The sequence below is a fragment of the Rhodococcus olei genome, assembly GCF_039540555.1.
GTDB classification, from domain to species: domain Bacteria; phylum Actinomycetota; class Actinomycetes; order Mycobacteriales; family Mycobacteriaceae; genus Rhodococcus_G; species Rhodococcus_G olei.
On the sequence record NZ_BAABFB010000075.1, the window covers coordinates 380,872 to 405,356 of the forward strand.

Here is a 24,485-nt window from a genome sequence, read left to right on the forward strand (position 1 = left end):
TCGCGCTATCCCGAGAGGTTGAAGTTGCCGGACCCGCCGTACACGGCGAGGGAGATGAGCAGGGTGACGGTGACGACCGCGATCAGCGAGGTGCGCACGGCGTTGCCCACCGCCACACCCACGCCGACCGGGCCGCCGCTGGCGTTGTAGCCGTAGTAGGTGTGGATCAGCATGACCGCCACACCCATGACGATCGCCTGCGCGAACGACCACAGGATGTCGGTCGGGATCAGGAACGTCGAGAAGTAGTGGTCGTAGACACCGGGCGACTGGCCGTTGATCACCACCGTCGCGAAGCGGCTGGCGATGAACGACGCGACGACCGCGAGCGAGTACAGCGGGATGATCGCGATCATCCCGGCCATCACGCGGGTACTGACCAGGTACGGGATCGACGGGATCGCCATCACCTCGAGCGCATCGATCTCCTCGGAGACACGCATCGCGCCCAGCTGTGCCGTCGAGCCGGCGCCGATCGTGGCGGCCAGGCCGATGCCCGCGATGACCGGGGCGGCGATACGCACGTTGATGAACGCGGAGAAGAAGCCGGTCAGTGCCTCGACACCGATGTTGCCGAGCGAGCTGAAGCCCTGCACCGCGATCACTGCACCGGAGAACAGCGTCAGGAAGGCGACGATGATGACGGTGCCGCCGATGACGGCGAGCGCGCCGGTACCCATGCTGATCTCGGCGATCAGCCGGATGGTCTCCTTGCGGTAGTGGATCACCGCGCGCGGTCCCCACACCAGGGCCCGCCAGAAGAACAGCGCCTGCTCGCCGATGCTGTCGATGCCCTGCGACAACTTGTGGACACGGCGGCGGGTGCCCCGGAACTTTCCGGTCAGTGCGAATGCCATGCCGTCACCCCGCCGTCAGCTTGATGCCGATCGCGGTCACCAGGACGTTGACGACGAACAGGGCCATGAAGGCGAAGACGACGGTTTGGTTGACGGCGTCACCCACGCTCTTGGCACCACCCTTCACGTTGAGGCCGAGGTAGCAGGCCACCAGGCCCGCGATCATGCCGAACAGGCCGGCCTTCAGCTGCGAGATCATCAACTCTCCGAAGCCGGTCAGCAGCGTGATGCCGTTGACGAACGCGCCGGGGTTCACCCCCTGCAGCAGGACCGAGAACGCGAACCCACCGACGATGCCGATCGTGCTGACGAGGCCGTTGAGCAGCAGCGCGATCACGGTCGACGCCAGCACCCGCGGCACGACCAGCCGCTGGATGGGGTCGATGCCGAGCACCCGCATCGCGTCGATCTCCTCGCGGATGGTGCGGGCCGCGAGGTCCGCGCAGATGGCGGTCGCACCGGCGCCAGCGACGATGAGCACCGTCACCATCGGGCCGACCTGGGTGACCGCGCCCAGGGCAGCGCCGGCGCCGGACAGGTCGGCCGCGCCGATCTCCCGGAGCAGGATGTTGAGCGTGAAGCTCACCAGGACGGTGAACGGGATCGCGACGAGCACGGTGGGCACCATCGACACCCGGGCGACGAACCACGACTGGTCGACGAATTCGCGTCCCTGGAAGGGGGGTCGCACCATGGCGCGGAAGACTTCCGCGGTCATCTGGAAGAAGCCGCCGACCGCCCGCAGCGGCACGGCAAGGAGGTCGTTCACCATTCCTCCTCGTCAGGGTTTGTGCGCGTGGCGCGGTGTGCGCACACTGCGCCCGGAGAGACGTGTAGATTCCCCCCGGAGTCTGTGATCCGGGTCATAATAATTAGAACGTGTTCCGGTGTCAAAGGCCGACACCGTTCGAGGCATATCCGCTGGTCAACGCCGCAGTCGCGTATCGAGACCGCTCGTCTGCCCCGCTCCCGTTCATCGGGACGCCGCCTCCGACCGCGGGCCCGTCGACGCGTACCACGCCGAGGACGGCACCGAAGTAGGCCATCCTGCGGAACACCCTCGAACGACTCACGTTGCCTGCCTTCACCTTTCGACGAGGACACCGTGGCATGCCGTCGCGGCGTCCACGTTCGCGGGAACGACGAGGGCGGAGGAGCCCCCGCTCCTCCGCCCTGCGCCGCAAACACTCCGCTCACGCCGTCGGACGGCAGCCCCCCGGTGCCCCTTGGGGTGGGAACCTGTCGAACATGCGCTCACGCCGGGGCCGAGACTGCTTCCATTCGGACCCATCATGGCCGGTCAGGCCGACCCTCGGTGGCGAAATCGCACAACTGCTTTTCACTGCAAACGAAACGATCGCCGACGGACGTCGACGCGGGATTCACCCGAGCGACTTGACGGCCTCGGTCGCGGCGAACATCCGGCCGGGGTCGCGGCCGTCGAAGTATCCACCCAGCGAATCCGCGAGCGCGGCCGGGCTCCACTCGGCGCCCGGGGCGTCGAACCGCTGCTCGACGACCGGCGCGGCCATCAACGCGACCATCGGCCCGTAGACGATGAACACCTGGCCGTTGATCGCGTCCGCAGCCGGGGATGCCAGGTAGGAGACGAGGTTGACGACATGCTCGGGCGAGAGCGGATCGGTGCCGTCGGCAGGCGCGTCACCGAAGACGTTCTCGGTCATCGCGGTACGAGCGCGGGGGCAGATCGCGTTGGCGCGGACGCCGTACCGCTCCAGGCCGCGCGCGGCGGACAGGGTCAGGGCCGTGATGCCGGCCTTCGCGGCACCGTAGTTGGGCTGCCCGGCCGGACCGAGCAGGCCCGCCTCGGAGGAGGTGTTGATCAGGCGGCCGTAGACGGGCGCACCCGCGGCCTTCGACTCCGCACGCCAGTGCACCGCGGCGTTCCGGCACAGCAGGAAGTGACCCCGGAGATGGACCTTGAGCACCAGGTCCCACTCGTCGTCGGACATCGAGAACAGCATCTTGTCGCGGACGATGCCGGCATTGTTGACGACGATGTCGACCCCGCCCAGCTCCTGCGCGACGGACATCAGCGCGTCCGCGGTGGCCCGCTCGCCGATGTCACCGGGGACGAAGACCCCCTTGCCGCCGAGGGCACCGATCTCGTCGAGCAGGGCGTCTGCCTGCTCCCCCGCGGCGAGGTCGTTGACGACCACGTTCGCGCCGGCCCGGACGAGGCCGAGGGCCTCGGCCTTGCCGAGACCCGAGGCCCCTCCGGTGACGATCGCCACCTTGCCGTCCAGACCTACCTCGCGACTAGCCAATCTCACCACTGCCTTCGTGAATCGATACGGAATCGGCGGCGAGGTCGTACGCGAGCACCCGCCCCATTCGTGACGCCAGTCACTTTAGAACGTGTTCTCGTTTGCGGCAAGGACGGTCCGCCCTCAGCGGGCGAGCTTGAGCGCAGCGCGCGGGCACTGCGAGACGGCTTCCTCCATCAGCGCCACGGTCTCCGCGTCGTCACCCACGGGCTGGGTGACGATCAGGTTGTCGTCGTCGTCGAGATCGAAGACGTCAGGCGCGATACCGACACACACGCCATTGGCCTCGCACCGATCAAAATCGACCTTGACCTCCATTGATGAACCTCTTTTCTGATGAGTGGAAGGCGTCAGCACCCGCGAACCAAGGGCTGGGTCCACGGGCAGATCCACCATAAGACTAGAACCCGTTCCACACCTGTGCAATGATGCGGAAAACCCGACGTGACGGGCGCAAACCACGCCAACCACCTGCGGCTCACCGCAACGTGTCGGACACGGACCTCAACCACTAGAACCTGTGTCAAACCGGAGAGGGATCGATGCACATCACCTACACCGCGGAGCAGCAGAAGCTGCGGGAGGAGCTGCGCGCGTACTTCGCGAAGCTCATCACTCCCGAACGCCGCGAAGCACTGGCCGCCCAGACCGGCGAGTACGGCTCCGGCACCGTCTACCGCGACGTCGTTCGCGAGATGGGCCGGGACGGCTGGCTCACCCTCGGGTGGCCCAAGGAGTACGGCGGCCAGGAGCGGTCGCCGATCGACCAGCTGATCTTCACCGACGAGGCCGCGATCGCCGGCGCCCCGGTGCCGTTCCTCACGATCAACTCGGTCGCGCCGACGATCATGCACTACGGCTCCGAGGAGCAGAAGAAGTTCTTCCTGCCCAAGATCTCGTCGGGCGAGCTGCACTTCTCGATCGGGTACTCCGAGCCCGGCGCGGGCACCGACCTGGCCAGCCTGCGGACCACCGCGGTCAAGGACGGCGACGACTACGTCATCAACGGCCAGAAGATGTGGACCAGCCTGATCGCCTACGCCGACTACGTGTGGCTCGCCGTCCGCACCGACCCGACCGCGAAGAAGCACAAGGGCATCAGCATGCTGATCGTCCCGACCACCGCCGAGGGCTTCTCCTACACCCCGGTGCACACGATGGCCGGTCCGGACACCAGTGCCACCTACTACCAGGACGTCCGGGTGCCGTCGTCCGCACTGGTCGGCGAGGAGAACGGCGGCTGGGCGCTGATGACCAACCAGCTCAACCACGAGCGGGTCGCACTGGTCTCGGCCGCCCCGATCCAGGGCGCGCTGCGCGACACCATCGAGTGGGCGCAGAACACCAAGATGGCCGACGGCCGTCGCGTCATCGACCAGGAGTGGGTGCAGATCAACCTGGCCCGCGTGCACGCGAAGGTCGAGTACCTCAAGCTGCTGAACTGGGAGGTCTCCGCCGTGGACGCCCCGAGCAAGGGCGACGCCTCGGCCTGCAAGGTGTTCGGCACCGAGTTCGCGACCGAGGCATACCGGCTGCTCATGGAGGTCCTCGGACCGCTGGCCTACCTGCGCCAGGACTCCACGGGGGTCGCACTGCGCGGCCGCGTCGAGCGCATGCACCGCTCCTCGCTGATCCTCACCTTCGGTGGCGGGACCAACGAGGTGCAGCGCGACATCCTCGCGATGACCGCGCTCGGCCTGCCGCCCGCGAAGCGCTGACTCCCCCACCACCCGGCGCCGACTCGCGCGAGCAAAGGAATCTTCAATGGACTTCACCCACACCGAGGCCCAACAGGACCTCGAACAGCTCACCCGCAGCATCGCGGAGAAGCTGACCACCCCCGAGCGGCTCAAGGAACTCGACTCCGCCGAGGACCGCTTCGACGACAAGCTGTGGAAGGCGCTCGCGGACGCGGGCGTGCTGGCCGCGGCCCTGCCGGAATCGGTCGGCGGCGGCGGGTTCGGCATCCTCGAGCAGTGCTCGGTGCTGCAGCAGCTGGGCCGCCCGCTCTCCCCCGTGCCGTACCTGAGCTCGATCGTGCTGGCCGCAGGCGCGCTTGCCGAGTTCGGCGACGAGGGGCAGCGCGAGCTCGCCCGGCGCGCCGGGGCGGGCGAGGCGATCCTCACCGTCGCCCTTGCCGAGGAGCTCAACCTCGACCCCGCCCAGCCGGTCACCCGGGCCGAGCGCAGCGGCGACGGCTGGTCGATCACCGGCACCAAGATCACGGTGCCCGCGGCCACCCTCGCGGACGCGATCCTGGTTCCCGCCGCGACCTCCGACGGCGTCGCCGTGTTCGTCGTCGATCCGTCGGCACCGGGCGTGACCGTCACGCGCCAGCTCACCACCGACTTCAGCGCGGAGTCGATGGTGGACCTGGCGGGCGTGAGCACCACCGAGGTGCTCGGCGGCGTCGAGCGCGGCGCCGAGGTCGTGGACTGGATCCTGGCGCGGGCCGCAGTCGGTCTGACCGCCCAGCAGCTGGGCACCCTCGAGCGCGCGCTCGAGCTGGTCGCCGAGTACGCCCGCGAGCGGGTCCAGTTCGATCGCCCGATCGGCAGCTTCCAGGCGGTGGCCCAGCGCCTGGCCGACGGCTTCATCGACGTCAAGGCCGTGCGCTCGACCCTGTGGCAGGCGGCCTGGCGGCTGAGCGAGAACCTGCCCGCCGAGGAGGAGATCCGCACCGCGAAGTTCTGGGCGGCGGACGCCGGACACCGCGTCTCGCACACCGTGATCCACGTGCACGGCGGCGTCGGCCTGGACCGGGACCACCCGGTGCACCGGTACTTCCTGGCGGCCAAGCACAACGAGTTCGCGCTCGGCTCGGCCACCGAACAGCTCCGCAGACTGGGACAGTCGCTGGCCGACGTGCCCGCCTGATCCCTACACTCCCGCCATGACCACTGCCGCTGCCACCGTCACCGATCTGCTCCTACACCTGCGTGACGACGACGACCACGGAATCCTCTTCGAGGACACCAGGATTCCGTGGTCGGAGCACGTCGCTCTGTGTACCGACACGGCGGCGGCCCTGGCGTCGCTGTTGGACCCGGCAGCACCCCCTCACGTGGGGGTGCTGCTGGACAACGTCCCCGAGTTCTCCCTTCTGCTCGGCGCCTCCGCCATCGGCGGTACCGTTCTCGTCGGCCTGAACACCACCCGCCGCGGCGCGGCCCTCGCCGGTGACGTCGCCCGCGCGGACTGCCAGATCGTCGTCACCGACTCCGACAAGGCCCGACTGCTCGAGGGCCTCGACCTAGGCGCCACCCGCGTCGTCCTCGTCGACAGCCCGCACTGGCGCGATCTGCTCGCGGCGCACCGCGACAGCGCCACACCGGACGTGGCCGCCGGCCCGGACGACCTGTTCATGCTGATCTTCACCTCCGGCACGAGCGGCGACCCGAAGGCCGTGCGGGTCACCCACCGGATGGTCGCGGGCCCCGGAGCCATGCTCGCCGACCGTTTCGGGCTGTCCAGCGACGACACCGCGTACGCCTCGATGCCGATGTTCCACTCCGGCGCCGTCATGGCCTGCTGGGCCGTCGCCCTGGCGGCCGGCGCGAACTTCGCTCTGCGCCGGAAATTCTCGGCGTCCGGATTCATCCCGGACGTCCGCCGGTTCGGCGCGACATACGCACACTACGTCGGCAAGCCCCTCGCCTACGTGCTCGCCACACCCGAGCAGGCCGACGACGCCGACAACACGCTGAAGATCCTGTACGGCAACGAGGGCGCGCCGTCCGCGATCGACGAGTTCTCACGCCGGTTCGACGTCCGGGTCGTCGACGGCTTCGGGTCCACCGAGGGCGGAGTGCTGATCTCGCGCACCCCCGGTACGCCGCGCGGTGCGCTCGGGATGCTGCCCGCAGGCATCGCGGCGCTCGATCCCGACACCGGGCAGCCCTGTCCCACCGCCGAATTCGACGCATCGGGACACATCGTCAACGCCGACGTCGCGACCGGCGAGCTGGTGAACACGGCCGGCACCGGCAGCTTCGCCGGGTACTACAAGAATCCGCACGCCGATGCGGAGCGGGTCCGCGACGGACAGTACTGGAGTGGTGACCTCGGCTACGTCGACGCAGACGGCTACGTGTACTTCGCCGGCCGCAGCTCCGGCTGGATGCGCGTGGACGGCGAGAACCTGGGCACCGCACCGATCGAGAACGTCCTCGCCCGGCACCCCCGGATCGTCGAGGTCGCGGCCTACGCCGTTCCCGATCCGCAGGTCGGCGACCGCGTCGCCGTGGCCGTGGTCGCCGCTGACGGGTTCGACATCGACGAGTTCGCCGAGTTCGTATCCCAGGCACCGGATCTCGGCCCGAAGCAGGTGCCCTCGTTCGTCCGCGTGACGACCGATCTGCCGAAGACCGCGACCTACAAGGTGCTCGGGCGGTCGCTGAGCGCACAGCGCTGGAACTCCGCCGACCCCACCTGGTTCCGCGCCGCCGGGGCGACGAGTTTCGTTCCCGTCACCTCGGACCTGGCCGCGAAGCTGGACGCCGAACTCGACCGCTGACACCGGATCCTGCCGACGACAGGGCGGCGGCTGCCCGCTCGTCACCGAGCCGGGGCCGTCGGCCTGCCGCCCTCCTGGCGGCCTCGACACATGCTGCCGGACAGGCGAGTACACCACTGCCGTTCCCACGGGTGCGGATGACGAAAGCCGGGCACGACTCCCGTCGTACCCGGCTTTCGGTGGTGGCCCTGCGTGGGGCGCGGCGTCAGCCTCCCAGGTTGTTCAGTCGAGCGACCGTCGCCTCGAACTCGGCGACCAGATCCCCCATCGTGTCCGCGACCGGACGAATCTCGTTCATCCGACCCACGATCTGACCGGCCGGCATCGCGACGACGTCGGGGTTCTCGGACGCGACGATCCGCTGGTGCGCCTCGGCGACCAGCAGGTTCTGCAGCGGCATCGGCAACGCCTCCGGCGCACCCGGCTGCGACCACGCCTCGGTCCACTTCGTCTTCAGCAGACGCGCAGGCTTGCCCGAGTAGATCCGGGAGCGAACGGTGTCGCTGGAGGTCGCGGCGAGCAGTGCGCGCTGAGTGGCCGACGTGCCGTCCGCGGCGCTGCCGAGCCGGTACTCGGCGGCCGTGAGCCAGTACGAGCCCATCCACACACCCTCCGCTCCGAGCGCCAGCGCGGCCGCGATCTGTCGACCGCTGCCGATGCCACCCGCGGCGAGCACCGTGGAGGAATCACCCACGGCGTCGACGATCTCGGGCACCAGCACCATCGAGGCGATCTCCCCGGTGTGCCCACCGGCCTCGTAGCCCTGCGCGATCACGATGTCGATGCCGTTCTCGACATGGCTGCGCGCGTGCGCCACCGCGCCCGCCAGCGCCGCCACCGGCACGCCGTGCGAGTGCGCCTCGTCGATGATGTCCTTCGGCGGCGAACCGAGCGCGTTGGCGATCAGCGCCGGGCGGTGCTTGAATGCCACGTCCAGCTGCGCCCGGGCGACCGAGTGCAGCCAGCCGAGCACACCGGTCGCGTGCTCGACGTCGTCCGACAGCGGCGGCACGCCGAGCTCGTCGAGCGTGCGGTTGACGAAGGCGCGGTGCTCGGCCGGGATCAGCTTGTCCAGGTCGACGGCGGTGCCCTCGGTGGGGACCTTGGCCGGCATCACGACGTCGACGCCGTACGGCTTGCCGTCGGTGTTCTCGTCCATCCAGTTCAGGGTGGCGTCGAGTTCCTCGGGATCGTTGAAACGCACGCACCCGAGCACGCCCAGCCCGCCGGCACGCGACACCGCAGCGGCGACGTGCTCGGACGGGGTGAACGCGAAGATCGGGTACTTGATGCCGAACTTCTCGGCGAGAGCGTTGTGCATCAGACGTTTCCGCTCGTGTAGTGATCGTCCGCGTCGCGCTCCTCGGTCTGCTGCTTGGCCCACTTGTAGTCCGGCTTGCCGGCGGGCGAGCGCTTGATCTCGTCGACGAACCAGACGCTGCGCGGCACCTTGTAGCCCGCGATCTCCTTGCGGGCGGCCGCGACGAGGTCGTTCATGCTCGGGCGCGCTCGGTCCCGAGTCGCGACGACGGCCACGACGCGGTTACCCCAGCGCTCGTCCGGCACGCCGACGACGAGGGCGTCGAAGACGTCGGGGTGCGTCTTGACCGCGCCCTCGACCTCCTCCGGGTAGATCTTCTCGCCACCGCTGTTGATCGACACCGATCCGCGGCCGAGCATCGTGACGGTGCCGTCCTCCTCGACCGTCGCGTAGTCGCCGGGGATGGAGTAGCGGATCCCGTTGAAGACCTTGAAGGTTTCGGCGGTCTTCTTCTCGTCCTTGTAGTAGCCGAGCGGGATGTGACCGCTGCGTGCGAGCAGACCGACCTTGCCGGACCCGGGCTCGACCGGGTTGCCCTCGTCGTCGAGGACGACGGTCGCGGCATCGATCTTCACCCGCGGGCCGCCGGTGTGCTCGAAGCCCTTGGTAATGGTCGCCAGGCCGCCGAAGCCGGTCTCGGACGAGCCGATGGAGTCGGTGATCAGACGGTTCGGCAGCAGGTCGAGGAACTCCTCCTTGAGCGCCGGCGAGAACAGCGCCGCGCTGGAGGCCATGACGTACAGCGACGAGAGATCGTACGGCTCGCCGGTCTCCGGGTTGCCCTCCTTCAGCGCGTCGAGCATCGGCCGCGCCATCGCGTCACCGGTGATGAAGATGAGGTTCACCTTGTGCCGGTCGATGACCTGCCACACGGCGTGGCCGTCGAACTCGGGGTGCAGGGCCAGCGTGCCGCCGCCGAACAGGCTGTGGAACACCGCGGACTGCGCGCCGCCGTGGATCATCGGCGGAATCGGGAACCGCACCATCGCCGGGTTGGCGGCGCCGACCTTCGCGAGCTCCCACTCGTCCTCGACGCGCTCGCCGGTGACGAAGTTGACGCCGCCACCGAGCACGCGCCACCAGTCCTCGTGCCGCCACATCACGCCCTTGGGCATGCCGGTGGTACCACCGGTGTAGAGCATGAAGATGTCGTCGGGGCTGCGCTCACCGAAGTCACGCTCGGGCGAGGACTCGGCGAGGGCCTGCTCGTACTCGACGCCGTCGAACGAGGCGTAGTCGACGTCGGTGCCGTCCTCGACCACCACGACCGTCCTGACCAGCGGGGTGTTCGGCAGCACGTTCGCGACCTTGTCGGCGTAGCGGCGCTCGACCACGAGCGCGACCATGTCCGAGTTCTCGAAGATGTACTGCAACTCGTTCTCGACGTAACGGTAGTTGACGTTCACCATCACGGCGCGCGCCTTGAACACCGCCACCATCGCCTCGATCGCCTCGACGGTGTTGCGCGAGTAGATGCCCACCTTGTCGCCCGGCTTGACGCCGTGATCCAGCAGGTAGTGCGCCAGACGGTTGGTCCGGTCCTCGAGCTGTGCATAGGTGAACTCGCGACGGCCGTCCAGCAGCGCCACGCGCTCGGGATTCAGGTCGATGGAGTGCTCAACGAAGTCTGCGATGTTAAGGGCCACGACCAACAAAGTAGAACGTGTTACCGTTCCTGACAAGACCCACTCTGAGACCCACTTCACAGCACTCGGGAGCCATCAGTGTCCTCCACCACCGCCGAAGTTTCCGACATTTCGGAACAGTCCCCGCACTGCCTCGTCGAGAAGCGGGGCCACGTCCTGATCGTCACGATGAACCGACCGGAGGCCCGCAACGCCCTTTCCGGCGAGATGATGGCGATCATGACCGAGGCCTGGGACCAGGTCGACAACGATCCCGACATCCGCGTCGCGATCCTGACCGGCGCCGGTGGCACGTTCTGCGCGGGCATGGACCTCAAGGCGATGAACAGGAACGCCCCCGGTGACACGTTCGCCAAGGGCGGCATGGACCTGACCAAGCTGCCCGCGCTGCTCAAGGGTCGCCGGCTGACCAAGCCGCTGATCGCCGCGGTCGAGGGTGCGGCCATCGCCGGCGGCACCGAGATCCTGCAGGGCACCGACATCCGTGTGGCCGGCGAGAGCGCCAAGTTCGGCGTCTCCGAGGCACGGCTCGGATTGTTCCCGCTCGGCGGTTCCGCGGTCCGCCTGGTCCGCCAGATCCCCTACACCGTCGCCGCCGAGATCCTGCTCACCGGCCGGAACGTCCCGGCGCCCGAGGCCAAGGAGCTCGGCCTGATCGGCCACGTCGTCCCCGACGGGCAGGCGCTGGCCAAGGCGCTCGAGATCGCCGACGCCATCGCCGCCAACGGCCCGATCGCCGTGCAGGCCATCCTCAAGACCATCCGCGTCACCGAGGGCATGCACGAGGAAGAGGCCTTCCAGCTCGAGGCCGAGATCGGCGCCGAGGTCTTCAAGAGCGACGACGCGAAGGAGGGGCCGCGCTCGTTCGCCGAGAAGCGCCCTCCGAAGTTCCAGGGCAAGTAGGCAAGTAGTCCGTCACCGCAATCGGCCCGCCGTCGCGCACGCGACGGCGGGCCGATTGCGTCGGATCAACCGCCGACACGGAACAATCTCGACGTCCCGCGGGTTGTCGCCGACATGCCCGCCGACGCCGACTCCCGGCTACTCGATCTCCTGTCCACGCACACCCGAGGAGTGCTGACCACTCTCAAACGCGACGGCCGACCGCAGTCGTCGAACGTGATCTACGCGTGGGACCCGGCCACCCGAACCGCCCGGGTGTCGGTGACCGCGGACCGCGCCAAGACCCGCAACGCCGCCCGGGATCCCCGCGTCTCGCTGCACGTCAGCGCCGCCGACTTCTGGTCGTACGCCGTCGCCGAGGGAGACGCCGAGTTGAGCCCGGTCGCCGCCGACCCACACGACTCCACGGCGGACGAACTGGTCGACGTGTACCGACAGGCCACCGGAACCGAGCACCCCGACTGGGCAGAGTTCCGCCGCGCGATGGTCGCCGAACACCGGCGGGTGCTCCGCATCCGCACCCACCGCGTGTACGGCATGGCCGAACTCCCCCGGCCCTGACCTTCGGTCAGGCGGGGTTGACCGCCGCGGACAGCTGCCGCATGTGCTCGACGTCCCGGCAGGTCACCAGCAGCATCGTCACGCCGGCGTCCTCCCACACCTTCACCTGCTGACGGACCTCGTCGAGGTTGCCGATGATCATGGTGTCGGTGACCATCTCGTCCGGCACCGTCGCGATCGCCTCCTCCTTGCGACCGGACAGGAAGAGCCGCTGGATCTCCTTGACCTCCTCGCCGTAGCCCATCCGGGTGTACACCTGCGCGTGGAAGTTCAGCTCGGCCGCGCCCATGCCGCCGACGTACAGCGCGGTGTAGGGCTTGAGCCGGGCGATCTCCGCGGCCCGGTCGTCGGTGACGACGACCTGGCAGGTCGCGGCGATCTCGAAGTCCTCGCGGCTGCGGCGGGCGCCGGGACGCGCGAACCCCTCGTCGAGCCACTCGTTGTACATCGGCGCCAGCCGCGGCGTGTAGTAGATCGCGAGCCAGCCGTCGGCGATCTCCGCGGTCAGCGCGACGTTCTTGGGCCCCTCGGCGCCGAGCCAGATCGGCAGGTCGGCGCGGAGCGGGTGGGTGATCGGCTTGAGCGGCTTGCCGAGACCCATGCCGTCCTCGCCGCGGTACGGCAACGGGTAGTGCGGGCCGTCGTTGGTCACCGCGGCCTCGCGCGCGAGCACCTGCCGGATGATCGAGACGTACTCCCGGGTGCGAGCGAGGGGCTTCGGGAACGGTTGCCCGTACCAGCCCTCGACGACCTGCGGACCGGACACTCCCAGCCCCAGGATCGCCCGCCCGCCGGACAGATGGTCGAGGGTCAGCGCGTGCATGGCGGCGTTCGTCGGGGTCCGTCCGGACAGCTGTGCGACGGACGTGCCGAGCCGGACCCGGTCGGTGCTCGACCCCCACCAGGCGAGCGGGGTGAACGCGTCGTTGCCCCACGACTCCGCCGAGAACACGGCATCGAAACCGGAGCGGTCGGCTTCTGTAACGAGTTCAGCAGCATTGGCCGGCGGCTGCGCGCCCCAGTACCCGAGTTGCAACCCCAACTTCATTTGCGTGCCTCCGTATTTTCCCATATCCGCCGCACTACGACAGTGACTCTTGCCACGTTAATAAGAACCTGTTCTACTCGAATCCGTGACCCCTGAAAAGACCCAACCGGCAGACCAGCCGCTGAGAGCACCACTTAATCTCAAATTCGACTACACGCGCTCGTTGGGGCCGACGATCGGCGCCTTCGTGACCGGCCTGCGCGACCGGAAGGTCGTGGGCGCCCGCGGGTCCGACGGCCGCGTCCACGTGCCGCCGCCCGAGTTCGATCCGGCGACCCACGAGCCGATGACGGACTTCGTCGACGTCTCCGACACCGGTTCTGTCGTCAGCTGGACCTGGATGCCGGAGCCCATCGAGGGCCAGCCGCTGAGCCACCCGTTCGCGTGGGCGCTGGTCAAGCTCGACGGCGCCGACACCTCGATCCTGCACGCCGTCGACGCCGGGTCCCCCGACGCGATGAGCACCGGGATGCGGGTCCGGGTCCGCTGGGCGGACGAGCGCACCGGCCACATCCGCGACATCGCGTGCTTCGAGCCCGGCGAGGGCGGTTCCGCTCCTGCGCCGTCCGGCGGCGAGCCCGTCACCGACATCGTCACCCCGATCGATCTGCACTACACGCACACCGCGTCGTTCGAGGAGACCTACTACCTGCTCGGCCTGATGGAGGGCAAGATCATCGGCGGGCGCACCGACGCGAACGGCAAGGTCTACGTGCCGCCGCGCGGCGCGAACCCCACCGACGGCATGCCCACCAAGGAGCAGGTCGAGGTGTCCGACAAGGGCACCATCACCACGTTCTGCATCGTCAACGTGCCGTTCCTGGGTCAGCAGATCAAGCCGCCCTACGTCGCGGCCTACGTCCTGCTCGACGGCGCCGACATCCCGTTCCTGCACCTGATCCTGGACGTCGACGCGTCCGAGGTCCGGATGGGCATGCGCGTCGAGGCCGTGTGGCGGCCGAAGGAGGAGTGGGAGTACTCGCTGCGCAACATCTCCCACTTCCGCCCGAGCGGTGAGCCGGACGCGGACTACGACACCTACAAGCACCACCTCTAGGAGCCTGTAAGACCATGACAGACATTGCAGTCGTCGGCTTCGCACAGGCCCCCCATGTGCGTGAGACCACCGGCACCACCAACGGTGTCGAGATGCTCGTCCCCTGCTTCCAGCAGCTGTACGCGGAGCTCGGGATCACCAAGTCCGACATCGACTTCTGGTGCTCCGGATCCTCCGACTACCTGGCCGGCCGGTCCTTCTCGTTCATCTCCGCGATCGACTCGATCGGCGCCGTGCCGCCGATCAACGAGTCGCACGTCGAGATGGACGCCGCCTGGGCGCTGTACGAGGCCTGGGTCAAGATCATGACCGGCGAGGTCGACACCGCCCTGGTGTACGGCTTCGGCAAGTCGTCCGCGGGCAACCTCCGGCAGATCCTCGCGATGCAGACGGACCCCTACCTGGTTGCCCCGTTGTGGCCGGACTCCGTCTCGATGGCCGGCCTGCAGGCCCGGCTCGGGCTCGAGGCCGGTAAGTGGACCGCCGAGGACATGGCGAAGATCGCCCAGCGCAGCCGCGCCGCCGCCAAGGACAACCCGAACGCGCAGCTCTCCGGCGACGTCGACATCGACGCGCTGCTTGCATCGGAGTACGTCGCGGACCCGCTGCGCGCGCACGACTGCGCGCCGATCACCGACGGTGCGGCCGCGATCATCCTGGCCCGCGGCGACCGTGCCCGCGAGCTGTGCGAGCGGCCGGCGTGGATCACCGGGATCGAGCACCGCATCGACTCCCCCGTCATCGGGTCGCGCGACCTGACGGTGTCCCCGTCCACCGCCGCCGCCGCACGCGCCGCGACCGGTGGCGACGTGTCGAACATCGACGTCGCCGAGCTCCACGCCCCGTTCACGCACCAGGAGATCATCCTGCGCGAGGCGATCGGTCTGACCGACGCCACCACCATCAACCCGTCGGGCGGCCCTCTCACCGGCAACCCGATGTTCTCCGGCGGCCTCGAGCGCATCGGCTACGCCGCACAGAAGATCATGAGCGGTGACGCACAGCGCGTCCTCGCCCACGCCACCAGTGGCCCTGTGCTGCAGCAGAACCTGGTCGCCGTCATGGAAGGACGCAACTGATATGGCCAAGCAACTCGCCGCGGTCCTCGGCACCGGCCAGACGTACTACGTCGCCAAGCGCCACGACGTGACGATGGCCGGCATGATCCGCGAGGCGGTCGACCGCGCGATGGCCGACGCCCACGTCGGCTGGGACGACATCGACGCCATCGTCATCGGCAAGGCCCCCGACCTGTTCGAGGGGTCGATGATGCCGGAGCTCGCGATGTCGGATGCCCTGGGCGCCAACGGAAAGCCGTTGCTGCGCGTGCACACCGCCGGATCGGTCGGCGCCTCGACGGGCAACGTCGCGGCCAGCCTCGTGCAGTCCGGCGTGCACAAGCGGGTCCTTGCGGTGTCGTGGGAGAAGCAGTCCGAGTCCAACGCGATGTGGGCGCTGTCCACGCCGGTGCCGTTCACGATGCCGGTCGGCGCGGGCGCGGGCGGGTTCTTCGCGCCGCACGTGCGCTCGTACATCCGCCGTTCCGGCGCCCCCGACCACATCGGGGCGATGGTCGCGGTCAAGGACCGCCGCAACGGGGCCATGAACCCGTACGCGCACCTCAAGCAGCCCGACATCACCGTCGAGTCGGTGCAGGCCTCCCAGATGCTGTGGGACCCCATCCGTTACGACGAGACGTGCCCGTCGTCCGACGGCGCCTGCGCGATCGTGATCGGTAACGAGGACGCCGCGAAGGAGATCCTGTCCGAGGGCCGCAAGGTGGCCTGGATCCACGCGACCGCGATGCGCACCGAACCGCTCTCCTACGCCGGCCGCAACGTCGCGAACCCGCAGGCCGGACGCGACGCCTCCGCAGCGCTGTGGAAGGCCGCGGGCATCACCGATCCGCTGAACGAGATCGACGAGGCCGAGATCTACGTGCCGTTCTCCTGGTTCGAGCCGATGTGGCTCGAGAACCTCGGGTTCGTGCCGGAGGGCCAGGGCTGGAAGTTCACCGAGGCCGGCGAGACCGCGATCGGCGGTCAGCTGCCTGTGAACGCGTCCGGCGGCGTGCTCTCGTCGAACCCGATCGGCGCCTCCGGCATGATCCGCTACGCCGAATCGGCGATGCAGGTGATGGAGCGGGCGGGTGACCACCAGGTCGACGGTGCCCGCAAGGCGTTCGGTCACGCGTACGGCGGTGGCTCGCAGTACTTCGCGATGTGGGTGGTCGGCTCCGACCGTCCGACCAACTAGGAGAGGGCGTTTGCCGTGAAGTTCACCGTCGGAATCGCCATGAGCCCGATCGACCAGCTGGTCGGTCTGGCCCAGACCGCTGAGGAGTGCGGCTTCGCGAACATCGCGTTGCCGGACTCGCTGTTCTACATGGAGACCGCCGCCGCGGACTACCCGTACACGCCCGACGGCTCGCGGATGTGGAACGCGGAGACCCCGTGGGTGGACCCTCTGATCGCCGCAGCGGCGATGGGCACGGCGACCAGCACGATCGGCTTCTACACCAACGTGCTCAAGCTCGGCTCACGCAACCCGCTGCTGCTGGCCCGCCAGGTCGGCTCGGTGGCGAACCTGACCGGCAACCGCTTCGGGTTCGGTGTCGGGATCGGCTGGGCGCCGGAGGAATTCGAGTGGTGCGGGGTGCCCTACAAGCGCCGCGGGGCCCGCGTGGACGAGATGATCGAGGTCATCAAGCTGGTGCTCGCCGGCGGGATGGTCGAGTTCCACGGCGAGTTCTACGACTTCGACCGCCTGCAGATCAGCCCGGCGCCGAGCAAGCCGGTGCCGTTCTACGTCGGTGGGCACACCGATGTCGCGCTGCGCCGCGCCGCACGGGTCGGCGACGGCTGGACGTCGGCGATGATGAAGTTCCGGGATCTCGTCGAGACCAAGCTCAAACTCGACGATCTCCGGGCCGAGTACGACCGGGCCGACCGGCCGTTCGAGATCCAGGCCGTGTGCATCGACAGGTTCGGCAAGGACGGCTACGCCGAGATGGCGGAGGCGGGGATCACCGACTGCATCGTGGTGCCGTGGATCTTCGACGGCCTCGGCTTCGACGCCCCGCTCGAGGCCAAGCAGGACTCGCTGCGCAAGTTCGCCGATCAGTACGTCAAGTAGGGAGATGCCATGACGGCCGAGACCACCACCGATCACCCCGCGCGCATCGCCTCCCGCGCCTCGCAGGCGGCCGCGAGCGGCAAGCGCAAGGAAGAATGGCTCGACCTGTTCGCCGAGGACGGCTGGGTCGAGGATCCCGTCGGCCCTTCGGGTTTCGACCCGGAAGGCAAGGGCCACCACGGCCGCGAGGCGATCTCGAGGTTCTACGACATGACGATCGCGAACACCGACTCGCTCGAGTTCATCATCGACGACTCGCTGCTGTGCGGTGACGAGGTGGTCAACATCGGCAAGATCCGGACCACCATGGCCGGTGCCCGGATCGACGCCGAGGGCGTGTTCGTCTACCGCGTCAACGCGGAGGGCAAGCTGCAGTCGCTGCGTGCCTTCTGGGAGGTCGATCGTGCGATGAAGACCCTGAAGAAGCTCTAGCCGAGCTCCCGGAAAAGTACAGGGGCCGCACCTCGTCGAGGTGCGGCCCCTGCGCTTTTCCACGACTTCGTGTTTCCCACCGCGCCCGGCACTCGGGTCCACGTGTCGGGCGCGAACACAACAGCGCCGGCGGAACCATCGGTTCCGCCGGCGCTGTCTCGCGCACTGGGCAGCCGCCCCTCAGCCAGCTGCTAGTGCGCGACCGGGCAGCCCCCACCGCTGCCCTGGGTCCGGTAGTCCACCTGGTACTCCTTGAGCCCGTTGAGCCAGCCCGAGCGCAGGCGACGCGGGTTCGCGACCTCGACGATGTCCGGCAGGAAGTCCGCGATCGCGTTGAAGATCAGGTCGATCTCCATGCGGGCCAGGTTGGCGCCCAGGCAGTAGTGGGCACCGGTGCCGCCGAAGGACAGGTGCGGGTTCGGGTCGCGGAGGATGTTGAACTCGTGCGGGTTCTCGAAGACTTCCTCGTCGAAGTTCGCCGACACGTAGCTCATCACCACGCGCTGGCCCTTCTTGATCGCCACACCGCCGATCTCGGTGTCCTCGAGCGCGGTGCGCTGGAACGAGGCGACCGGGGTGGCCCAGCGGATGATTTCGTCGGCCGCGGTCTTCGGACGCTCCTTCTTGAACAGCTCCCACTGCTCGGGGTTGTCCATGAAGGCCTTCATGCCGTGCGTGGTGGCGTTGCGGGTGGTCTCGTTGCCGGCCACCGCGAGCACGATGACGAAGAAACCGAATTCCTCCGCGCTGAGCTCGTCGCCGTCGACGTCGGCCTCGATCAGGGTGGTGACGAGGTCGTCGCCCGGGTTCTGCTTGCGCGCCTCGGCCAGCTGGTACGCGTATCCGAGGATCTCCATCGACGCGGCCGCCGGATCGATGTCCGCGAACTCGGGGTCGTCGTAGGAGGTCATCTGGTTGGACCACTCGAAGACCTTGCCGCGATCCTCCTGCGGCACACCGATCAGCTCGGCGATGGCCTGCAGCGGCAGCTCCGCCGCGACCTGGGTGACGAAGTCGCCCTTGCCCTCCGCCGCGGCGGCCTTGACGATCTTCTCGGCGCGGTCCTGCAGCTCGTCCTTGATGCCGTTGATCGCGCGGGGGGTGAAGCCGCGGGAGACCAGCTTGCGCAGCTTGGTGTGCTCGGGCGCGTCCTTGTTCAGCAGCACGAACCGCTGCAGCTCGATCTGCTCGCGCTTCATGTCGTCGGCGAAGCGCGGGATCGCGGTGTTCTCCCAGGTGGAGAACACATCGCTGCGCTGCGACACGTCCCGAATGTCCTCGTGCCGGGTCACCACCCAGTAGCCACCGTCGTTGAAACCGCCGACACCGTCGGGCTGCTCGACCCAGTACACCGGCTCGGTCTTGCGGACCTCGGCGAGCTCTTCCACCGGCAGTCGGTGCGCGTAGATGTCGGGATCCGTAAAGTCGAATCCCGCGGGAATGTTGGGCTGTGCCACTGCTGTCTCCTGCCCTCGCGAACTATGCCGCAAAGTGGTCTGTAACACGTTCTATCGACATTGAATCACAGCCCCTTGGTCTCAGGGAAGATCTCCCACCAGAGTCCTTGCCGCACCAGGGAACCTGTTCTACTTTTTGAGATACACGTCGAAAGGAGCCCGCAGTGGGCACACCAGTAATCGTCGAGGCCGTCCGCACGCCGATCGGCAAGCGTGGCGGCTGGCTCTCCGGCCTGCACGCCTCCGAGACCCTCGGCGCCGCACAGACGGGCCTGATCGAGCGGGCCGGCATCGACCCGCTCCTCGTCGAGCAGGTCATCGGCGGCTGTGTCACGCAGGCCGGCGCGCAGTCCAACAACGTCACCCGGACGGCCTGGCTCGCAGCCGGGCTGCCGTGGCAGGTCGGCGCCACCACCATCGACTGCCAGTGCGGCTCGGCCCAGCAGGCCAACCACCTCATCGCCGGCCTGATCGCCACCGGCGCCATCGACGTCGGCATCGCCTGCGGTGTCGAGCAGATGAGCCAGGTGCCGCTCGGCGCGAATGTCGGCACCGAGGCCGGCCCGCGACGCCCCGCGTCGTGGGACATCGACATGCCCAACCAGTTCGAGGCCGCCGAGCGCATCGCGAAGCGGCGCGGCATCACCCGCGACGACATCGAGGCGCTCGGTGTCCGTTCGCAGGCGCTGGCCAAGCAGGCCTGGGCCGAAGGCCGTTTCGACCGCGAGGTGCTGCCCGTGACGGCCCCGGTCATCGGCGAGGACAAGCTGCCCACCGACGAGACCACCGTGGTCACCCGGGACCAGGGCCTGCGCGACACCACGCTCGAATCGCTCGCCAAGCTCAAGCCGGTCATCGAGGGTGGCATCCACACCGCGGGCACCGCCTCGCAGATCTCCGACGGCGCGGCCGCGGTCCTGCTGATGGACTCCGACCGCGCCCTCGCGCTCGGGCTGAAGCCGCGCGCCCGCATCGTCTCGCAGGTCCTGGTCGGCGCGGAGCCCGAGTACCACCTCGACGGACCGGTCCAGGCGACGGCGAAGGTGCTCGAGAAGGCCGGCATGAAGATCGGCGACCTCGACCTGTTCGAGGTCAACGAGGCGTTCGCCTCCGTGGCGCTGTCGTGGGCCCAGGTGCACGGGCCGGACATGGACAAGGTCAACGTCAACGGCGGCGCGCTCGCGCTCGGCCACCCGGTCGGCAGCACCGGCTCCCGACTGATCACCACCGCCCTGCACGAGCTCGAGCGCCGGGACGGCTCCACCGCCCTGATCTCGATGTGCGCGGGTGGCGCGCTCGCCACCGGCACCATCATCGAGCGGATCTGACGCCGCGATGAAGCGCCCCCCGCTGCTCGACACGAAGCTCACCCGCGTCGTCATCAAGTGGATGTCGAAGTCGAACGTGGTCGCGTACCGGGCGACGGGCGGGCGCATCGGCGGCAAGTGGCGGGTCGGCAGCGCCGCGAAGAACGGGCTGCCGATCTGCCTGCTCACGACGACCGGCCGCAAGTCCGGTGAACCGCGAGTGAGCCCACTGCTGTTCCTCGAGGACGGCGATCGCGTCGTCCTCGTCGCCTCCCAGGGCGGCCAGCCGAAGAACCCGCTGTGGTACCTGAACCTCACGTCCGACCCGAACGTGACGATCCAGATCCGTTCGCGGACACGCAAACTGGTCGCCCACGTCGCCGACGACGAGGAACGGGCGCAACTCTGGCCCAAGCTGGTCGCGATGTATCCCGAGTTCGACGACTACCAGTCCTGGACCGACCGGAAGATCCCCGTCGTGGTGTGTGCGTAGCAATTCGACTGCGGGTGGCCGACAATGCGAGGGGGAACGCATCGTCGGCCACAGGCGGTGATGCGCTCCCTCGTCCGCGTGAACGACGTTGCACGCCGAACGGTGCCCGCACACACAACGGATAGGGAGATTCGTCATGACGGCCCCCCAAGACCAGATCCTGGACCGACGCGAACTCGCGGCCTCGCTGCTAAAGGCACTGGAGATGCGGCACGAGGTACTCGACGCGATCGTCGACAGCGACGACCACGCCGCCGCGGTGCGGGCCGTCAGCGGGTTGCTCGACACCACCGACGCCAACGCCGAGGTCGTGCTGGCGCTCCAGCTCGGCCGTCTGACGCGGCTCGAGCGGGACCGGCTGCGTGACGAACTCACCAATCTCGACTCGACACTCAAGTGGCTGCCCGAACAGCGACCGGCCGCGACCGGCACCGGAGTGCGACTGCGTCCGTTCAGCACCAGCACCGCCGACGCCGACCTGTTCCGGTTGCGTTCCGCGGAGCAGACCGGTGACGACGGGAAGCCGTGGTCGGCGGAGCGGGTGGAAACCGAGCGGGCCGAGGGCATGCGCCGCGTCGACGACGAGTCCGCGGCGTGGTTCGTCTGCGAGGACGTCAGCGGAGACACGCCCCGCAGCGTCGGCCTGGTGTTCGGCGAGCTGACCGGCCAGGAGGTCGACATCGCGGTGTGGGTGGCGCCGCGGTCCCGGAAGCACGGATACGGCACCGCCGCGCTCAAGCAGTCACGCAGCGAACTGGCCGCCTACTTCCCCGGCACCGTCGTCGTCGTCCGCACGCCCGCCGGCGCATGACGCCGCGGTGCGGTTACGGAGGTCACGCCGTCCGTAACCGCACCGCCGAGTGGTTGCCTACGCGCCGTAGACCGGGGTCGGGGTCTCGGCCTTGGCCAGCAGGTCCGCGACGACCGGGCCGAGCTCCTTCGGATCCCAACGGTCACCCTTGTCCTGGGCGGGACCGTGCCGCCAGCCCTCGGCGACGGTGATCTTGCCGCCCTCGACCTCGAACACCCGGCCGGTGACGTCCTTGGCCTCGGCGGAGGCCAGCCACACGACCAGCGGCGAGATGTTCTCCGGCGCCATCGCGTCGAAGCCCTCGTCCGGGGCGGCCATCGCGTCGGCCATCGCTCCGCCGGCGCCCAGGGTCATCCGGGTGCGGGCGGCCGGGGCGATCGCGTTCACGGACACGCCGTAGTTCTTCAGCTCGGCCGCGGCCTGGATGGTCATCTCGGCGATGCCGGCCTTTGCGGCCGCGTAGTTGCCCTGGCCGATGCTGCCCATCAGGCCCGCACCGGAGCTGGTGTTGATGATGCGGGCGTCGACCGGACGGCCGGCCTTCGCCTCGGCGCGCCAGTAGGCGGCGGCGTGGCGCAGTGGGGCGAAGTGGCCCTTGAGGTGCACGCGGGTCACCGCGTCCCACTCCTCCTCGCTCATGCCGACGAGCATCCGGTCACGCAGGAAGCCGGCGTTGTTGACCAGCACGTCGAGGCGCCCGAAGTTGTCGAGCGCGGTCTTGACGAGGTTCTGCGCGCCCTCCCAGTCGGCGACGTCGTCGCCGTTGACGACGGCCTCGCCGCCGGCGGCGATAATCTCCGCGACGACCTGCTCGCCGGGGCTCTCACCGGTGGCGGCGCCGTCGCCGCCGACACCGATGTCGTTGACGACGACCTTCGCACCCTCGGCCGCGAACGCCAGCGCGTGCGCCCGCCCGATGCCGCGACCCGCGCCCGTCACGATGACGACGCGGCCGTCTACCAGTCCGCTCACTTCTTCTCCTCTGTTTCTGCCGCCGCCAGGAAGGCGGGGCGCTCGCCGCCGCCGTGGACGGTCAGGGTCGAACCGCTGACATAGGACGCCAGCGGTGATGCCAGGAATGTCGCACAGTTGCCGATGTCCTCGGGCCGCGCCATCCGGCCCAGCGGGACCGTTTCGCTCACCGCGGCCAGGCCCGCCTCGCCGCCGTAGTGGAGGTGGCTCTGTTCGGTCTCCACCAGCCCGACCACGATCGAGTTGATGCGAACCTTCGGCGCCCATTCCACCGCCAGGCTGGTTGCCAGGTTGTCGATGCCGGCCTTGGCCGCACCGTACGCCGCCGTTCCGGGCGACGGGCGGCTGCCGCTGACGCTGCTCACCATGACGATCGAACCGCCGGTCTCCTGCTTCTGCATGACGGCGTTCGCCGCCTGCGAGATCAGCAGCGGCGCAAGCAGGTTCAGCTCCACAATCTTCGCGTGGAAGCGCGGGCTGGCCTCGGCGGCGAGCGCGTGAGGCGCGCCTCCGGCGTTGTTGACGACGGTGTCGAGGCGGCCGTGGGTGGCCACGATCTGCTCGACCATCGACTGCACCTGCTCGGGGTCACGCACGTCGCAGGCGATGAAGTCGACACCGCGGCCGTCGACCTCGATCGGCTCGTCCGCGGGACGCCGGGCACACGTCACCACCGTCGCCCCCGCGCGCAGGAAGGCGCGGCTGATGCCCGCCCCCACGCCGCGCACGCCGCCGGTGACGAGCACGACGTTGCCGTCCAGACCTAGATCCACCAGTACCTCCGCTGCCGAAAGAGAGTCACTGCGAGGCGAGGGTCACCGCCCGTTCGACCAGGAACGAACTCCAGCTCGACCCGCAGGTGTGCTAACTTACCAAGCAATCGCTTGGTTTGGCGACCTACCTAAGGAAACACGATGGGAATCACCTCCACTTCCGATGGGGCCGGCATCACCACGGTCACCGTCGACTACCCGCCCGTGAACGCGATCCCCTCGAAGGGATGGTTCGAACTGGCAGACGCGATCCGCGAGGCCGGCAAGGACATGAGCACCCACGTGGTGATCCTGCGAGCCGAGGGACGCGGCTTCAACGCCGGCGTCGACATCAAGGAAATGCAGGCCACCGAGGGCCACGGCGCCCTGATCGAGGCGAACCACGGCTGCGCGGCCGCGTTCTCCGCCGTCTACGACTGCGAGGTTCCGGTCGTCGTCGCGGTCAACGGCTTCTGCGTCGGCGGCGGCATCGGTCTGGTCGGAAACGCGGACGTCATCGTCGCGTCCGACGACGCGGTCTTCGGACTGCCCGAGGTGGACCGTGGCGCGCTCGGCGCGGCCACCCACCTCGCCCGCCTGGTCCCGCAGCACATGATGCGGACCCTCTACTACACCGCGAAGAACGTCGACGCCCACACGCTCAAGCAGTTCGGCTCGGTGTGGGACGTCGTCCCGCGGGACGAACTCGACGCGGCCGCACTGAAGATCGCCGGCGAGATCGCCGCGAAGGACACCCGGGTGATCCGTCGCGCCAAGGAAGCGATCAACCGCATCGACGTGCAGGACGTGCACAACAGCTACCGGCTCGAGCAGGGCTTCACGTTCGAGCTGAACCTCGCCGGCGTCGCCGACGAGCACCGCGACGAGTTCGTCGCGACCGGCAAGCCGCGCGCGAACAAGTAGGGAGT

24 protein-coding genes are annotated in these 24,485 nt (G+C 68.8%); 14 read left to right on the plus strand and 10 right to left on the minus strand.

What is annotated here, in order from left to right; genetic code table 11:
* Window positions 1-5: 5 nt before the first annotated feature.
* The 4 genes from ABD951_RS26460 to ABD951_RS26475 all read right to left on the minus strand — a co-directional run bounded on the left by ABD951_RS26460 (window position 6) and on the right by ABD951_RS26475 (window position 3,463).
* Window positions 6-857: an MlaE family ABC transporter permease gene (locus tag ABD951_RS26460; RefSeq protein ID WP_345352720.1), complete on the minus strand. Its 852-nt coding sequence runs from the start codon at window positions 855-857 to the stop codon at window positions 6-8.
* Window positions 858-861: 4 nt separating this feature from the next.
* Window positions 862-1,626: an MlaE family ABC transporter permease gene (locus ABD951_RS26465; RefSeq protein ID WP_345353263.1), complete on the minus strand. Its 765-nt coding sequence runs from the start codon at window positions 1,624-1,626 to the stop codon at window positions 862-864.
* 613 nt (window positions 1,627-2,239) lie between these two features.
* Window positions 2,240-3,145, minus strand: coding sequence for a 3-oxoacyl-ACP reductase (locus ABD951_RS26470; protein ID WP_345353265.1), 906 nt, complete (start codon window positions 3,143-3,145; stop codon window positions 2,240-2,242).
* 123 nt (window positions 3,146-3,268) lie between these two features.
* On the minus strand, window positions 3,269-3,463 hold the full coding sequence (locus ABD951_RS26475) for a ferredoxin (RefSeq protein ID WP_345352722.1): 195 nt from the start codon (window positions 3,461-3,463) through the stop codon (window positions 3,269-3,271).
* A 224-nt stretch (window positions 3,464-3,687) separates the two neighbouring features.
* Here ABD951_RS26475 and ABD951_RS26480 point away from each other — a divergent pair, with 224 nt between their 5' ends.
* Genes ABD951_RS26480 through ABD951_RS26490 form a run of 3 tightly spaced genes read left to right on the plus strand, consistent with a single transcriptional unit; the run spans window position 3,688 to window position 7,661 of the window.
* On the plus strand, window positions 3,688-4,863 hold the full coding sequence (locus tag ABD951_RS26480; protein WP_345352724.1) for an acyl-CoA dehydrogenase family protein: 1,176 nt from the start codon (window positions 3,688-3,690) through the stop codon (window positions 4,861-4,863).
* Window positions 4,864-4,909: 46 nt separating this feature from the next.
* The gene (locus ABD951_RS26485; RefSeq protein ID WP_345352727.1) at window positions 4,910-6,022 is read left to right on the plus strand and encodes an acyl-CoA dehydrogenase family protein; all 1,113 of its coding nucleotides are present in this window, start codon (window positions 4,910-4,912) and stop codon (window positions 6,020-6,022) included.
* 16 nt (window positions 6,023-6,038) lie between these two features.
* Window positions 6,039-7,661 carry a long-chain-fatty-acid--CoA ligase gene (locus ABD951_RS26490; protein WP_345352730.1) on the plus strand — a complete coding sequence of 541 codons (1,623 nt, stop codon included), beginning with the start codon at window positions 6,039-6,041 and terminating at the stop codon, window positions 7,659-7,661.
* A gap of 205 nt (window positions 7,662-7,866) precedes the next feature.
* Here ABD951_RS26490 and ABD951_RS26495 read toward each other — a convergent pair whose 3' ends face one another.
* Window positions 7,867-8,982: an NAD(P)H-dependent flavin oxidoreductase gene (locus ABD951_RS26495; RefSeq protein WP_345352733.1), complete on the minus strand. Its 1,116-nt coding sequence runs from the start codon at window positions 8,980-8,982 to the stop codon at window positions 7,867-7,869.
* Window positions 8,982-10,628 (minus strand): acyl-CoA synthetase, encoded by a 1,647-nt coding sequence (locus ABD951_RS26500; protein ID WP_345352735.1) that lies wholly within the window; start codon window positions 10,626-10,628, stop codon window positions 8,982-8,984. The genes ABD951_RS26495 and ABD951_RS26500 overlap by 1 nt, the downstream gene beginning before the upstream one ends.
* Window positions 10,629-10,706: 78 nt before the next feature.
* On the opposite strand from ABD951_RS26500, the gene ABD951_RS26505 reads away from it, so the two are divergent.
* Window positions 10,707-11,531, plus strand: coding sequence for a crotonase/enoyl-CoA hydratase family protein (locus tag ABD951_RS26505; RefSeq protein ID WP_345352737.1), 825 nt, complete (start codon window positions 10,707-10,709; stop codon window positions 11,529-11,531).
* Window positions 11,532-11,645: 114 nt separating this feature from the next.
* Window positions 11,646-12,092, plus strand: coding sequence for a PPOX class F420-dependent oxidoreductase (locus ABD951_RS26510; RefSeq protein WP_345352739.1), 447 nt, complete (start codon window positions 11,646-11,648; stop codon window positions 12,090-12,092).
* A 7-nt stretch (window positions 12,093-12,099) separates the two neighbouring features.
* On the opposite strand, the gene ABD951_RS26515 is transcribed toward ABD951_RS26510, so the two are convergent.
* Entirely contained in the window at window positions 12,100-13,140 is a 1,041-nt protein-coding gene (locus ABD951_RS26515) for an LLM class F420-dependent oxidoreductase (protein WP_345352741.1), read from the minus strand.
* Window positions 13,141-13,225: 85 nt separating this feature from the next.
* Here ABD951_RS26515 and ABD951_RS26520 point away from each other — a divergent pair, with 85 nt between their 5' ends.
* The 5 genes from ABD951_RS26520 to ABD951_RS26540 are packed head-to-tail and all read left to right on the plus strand — an operon-like array spanning window position 13,226 to window position 17,764.
* Window positions 13,226-14,197, plus strand: coding sequence for a Zn-ribbon domain-containing OB-fold protein (locus ABD951_RS26520; protein ID WP_345352743.1), 972 nt, complete (start codon window positions 13,226-13,228; stop codon window positions 14,195-14,197).
* Between the two features lie 14 nt (window positions 14,198-14,211).
* Entirely contained in the window at window positions 14,212-15,276 is a 1,065-nt protein-coding gene (locus ABD951_RS26525; protein ID WP_345352747.1) for a thiolase domain-containing protein, read from the plus strand.
* A gap of 1 nt (window position 15,277) precedes the next feature.
* On the plus strand, window positions 15,278-16,453 hold the full coding sequence (locus tag ABD951_RS26530) for a thiolase domain-containing protein (RefSeq protein ID WP_345352748.1): 1,176 nt from the start codon (window positions 15,278-15,280) through the stop codon (window positions 16,451-16,453).
* Between the two features lie 15 nt (window positions 16,454-16,468).
* Window positions 16,469-17,332, plus strand: a complete 864-nt coding sequence (locus tag ABD951_RS26535) for a TIGR03619 family F420-dependent LLM class oxidoreductase (RefSeq protein WP_345352750.1) — start codon at window positions 16,469-16,471, stop codon at window positions 17,330-17,332.
* Between the two features lie 9 nt (window positions 17,333-17,341).
* On the plus strand, window positions 17,342-17,764 hold the full coding sequence (locus tag ABD951_RS26540) for a nuclear transport factor 2 family protein (protein ID WP_345352751.1): 423 nt from the start codon (window positions 17,342-17,344) through the stop codon (window positions 17,762-17,764).
* Window positions 17,765-17,955: 191 nt separating this feature from the next.
* Here ABD951_RS26540 and ABD951_RS26545 read toward each other — a convergent pair whose 3' ends face one another.
* Window positions 17,956-19,221: a cytochrome P450 gene (locus tag ABD951_RS26545; RefSeq protein WP_345352754.1), complete on the minus strand. Its 1,266-nt coding sequence runs from the start codon at window positions 19,219-19,221 to the stop codon at window positions 17,956-17,958.
* A gap of 164 nt (window positions 19,222-19,385) precedes the next feature.
* Between ABD951_RS26545 and ABD951_RS26550 the strand changes: the two genes are divergently transcribed.
* The 3 genes from ABD951_RS26550 (at window position 19,386) to ABD951_RS26560 (ending at window position 21,832) form a co-directional block, all read left to right on the plus strand.
* Window positions 19,386-20,549 carry a steroid 3-ketoacyl-CoA thiolase gene (locus ABD951_RS26550; RefSeq protein WP_345352757.1) on the plus strand — a complete coding sequence of 388 codons (1,164 nt, stop codon included), beginning with the start codon at window positions 19,386-19,388 and terminating at the stop codon, window positions 20,547-20,549.
* Between the two features lie 7 nt (window positions 20,550-20,556).
* Complete coding sequence (locus ABD951_RS26555; protein WP_345352760.1) at window positions 20,557-21,021, plus strand: nitroreductase family deazaflavin-dependent oxidoreductase; 465 nt, start codon at window positions 20,557-20,559, stop codon at window positions 21,019-21,021.
* 136 nt (window positions 21,022-21,157) lie between these two features.
* Window positions 21,158-21,832 (plus strand): GNAT family N-acetyltransferase, encoded by a 675-nt coding sequence (locus tag ABD951_RS26560; RefSeq protein ID WP_345352763.1) that lies wholly within the window; start codon window positions 21,158-21,160, stop codon window positions 21,830-21,832.
* Between the two features lie 57 nt (window positions 21,833-21,889).
* On the opposite strand, the gene ABD951_RS26565 is transcribed toward ABD951_RS26560, so the two are convergent.
* Complete coding sequence (locus ABD951_RS26565) at window positions 21,890-22,804, minus strand: SDR family oxidoreductase (RefSeq protein WP_345352765.1); 915 nt, start codon at window positions 22,802-22,804, stop codon at window positions 21,890-21,892.
* On the minus strand, window positions 22,801-23,577 hold the full coding sequence (locus tag ABD951_RS26570; RefSeq protein ID WP_345352767.1) for an SDR family oxidoreductase: 777 nt from the start codon (window positions 23,575-23,577) through the stop codon (window positions 22,801-22,803). The genes ABD951_RS26565 and ABD951_RS26570 overlap by 4 nt, the downstream gene beginning before the upstream one ends.
* Before the next feature lie 141 nt (window positions 23,578-23,718).
* Between ABD951_RS26570 and echA20 the strand changes: the two genes are divergently transcribed.
* Entirely contained in the window at window positions 23,719-24,480 is a 762-nt protein-coding gene (gene echA20 / locus ABD951_RS26575) for a (7aS)-7a-methyl-1,5-dioxo-2,3,5,6,7,7a-hexahydro-1H-indene-carboxyl-CoA hydrolase (RefSeq protein WP_345352770.1), read from the plus strand.
* The last annotated feature ends 5 nt before the right edge of the window (window positions 24,481-24,485 follow it).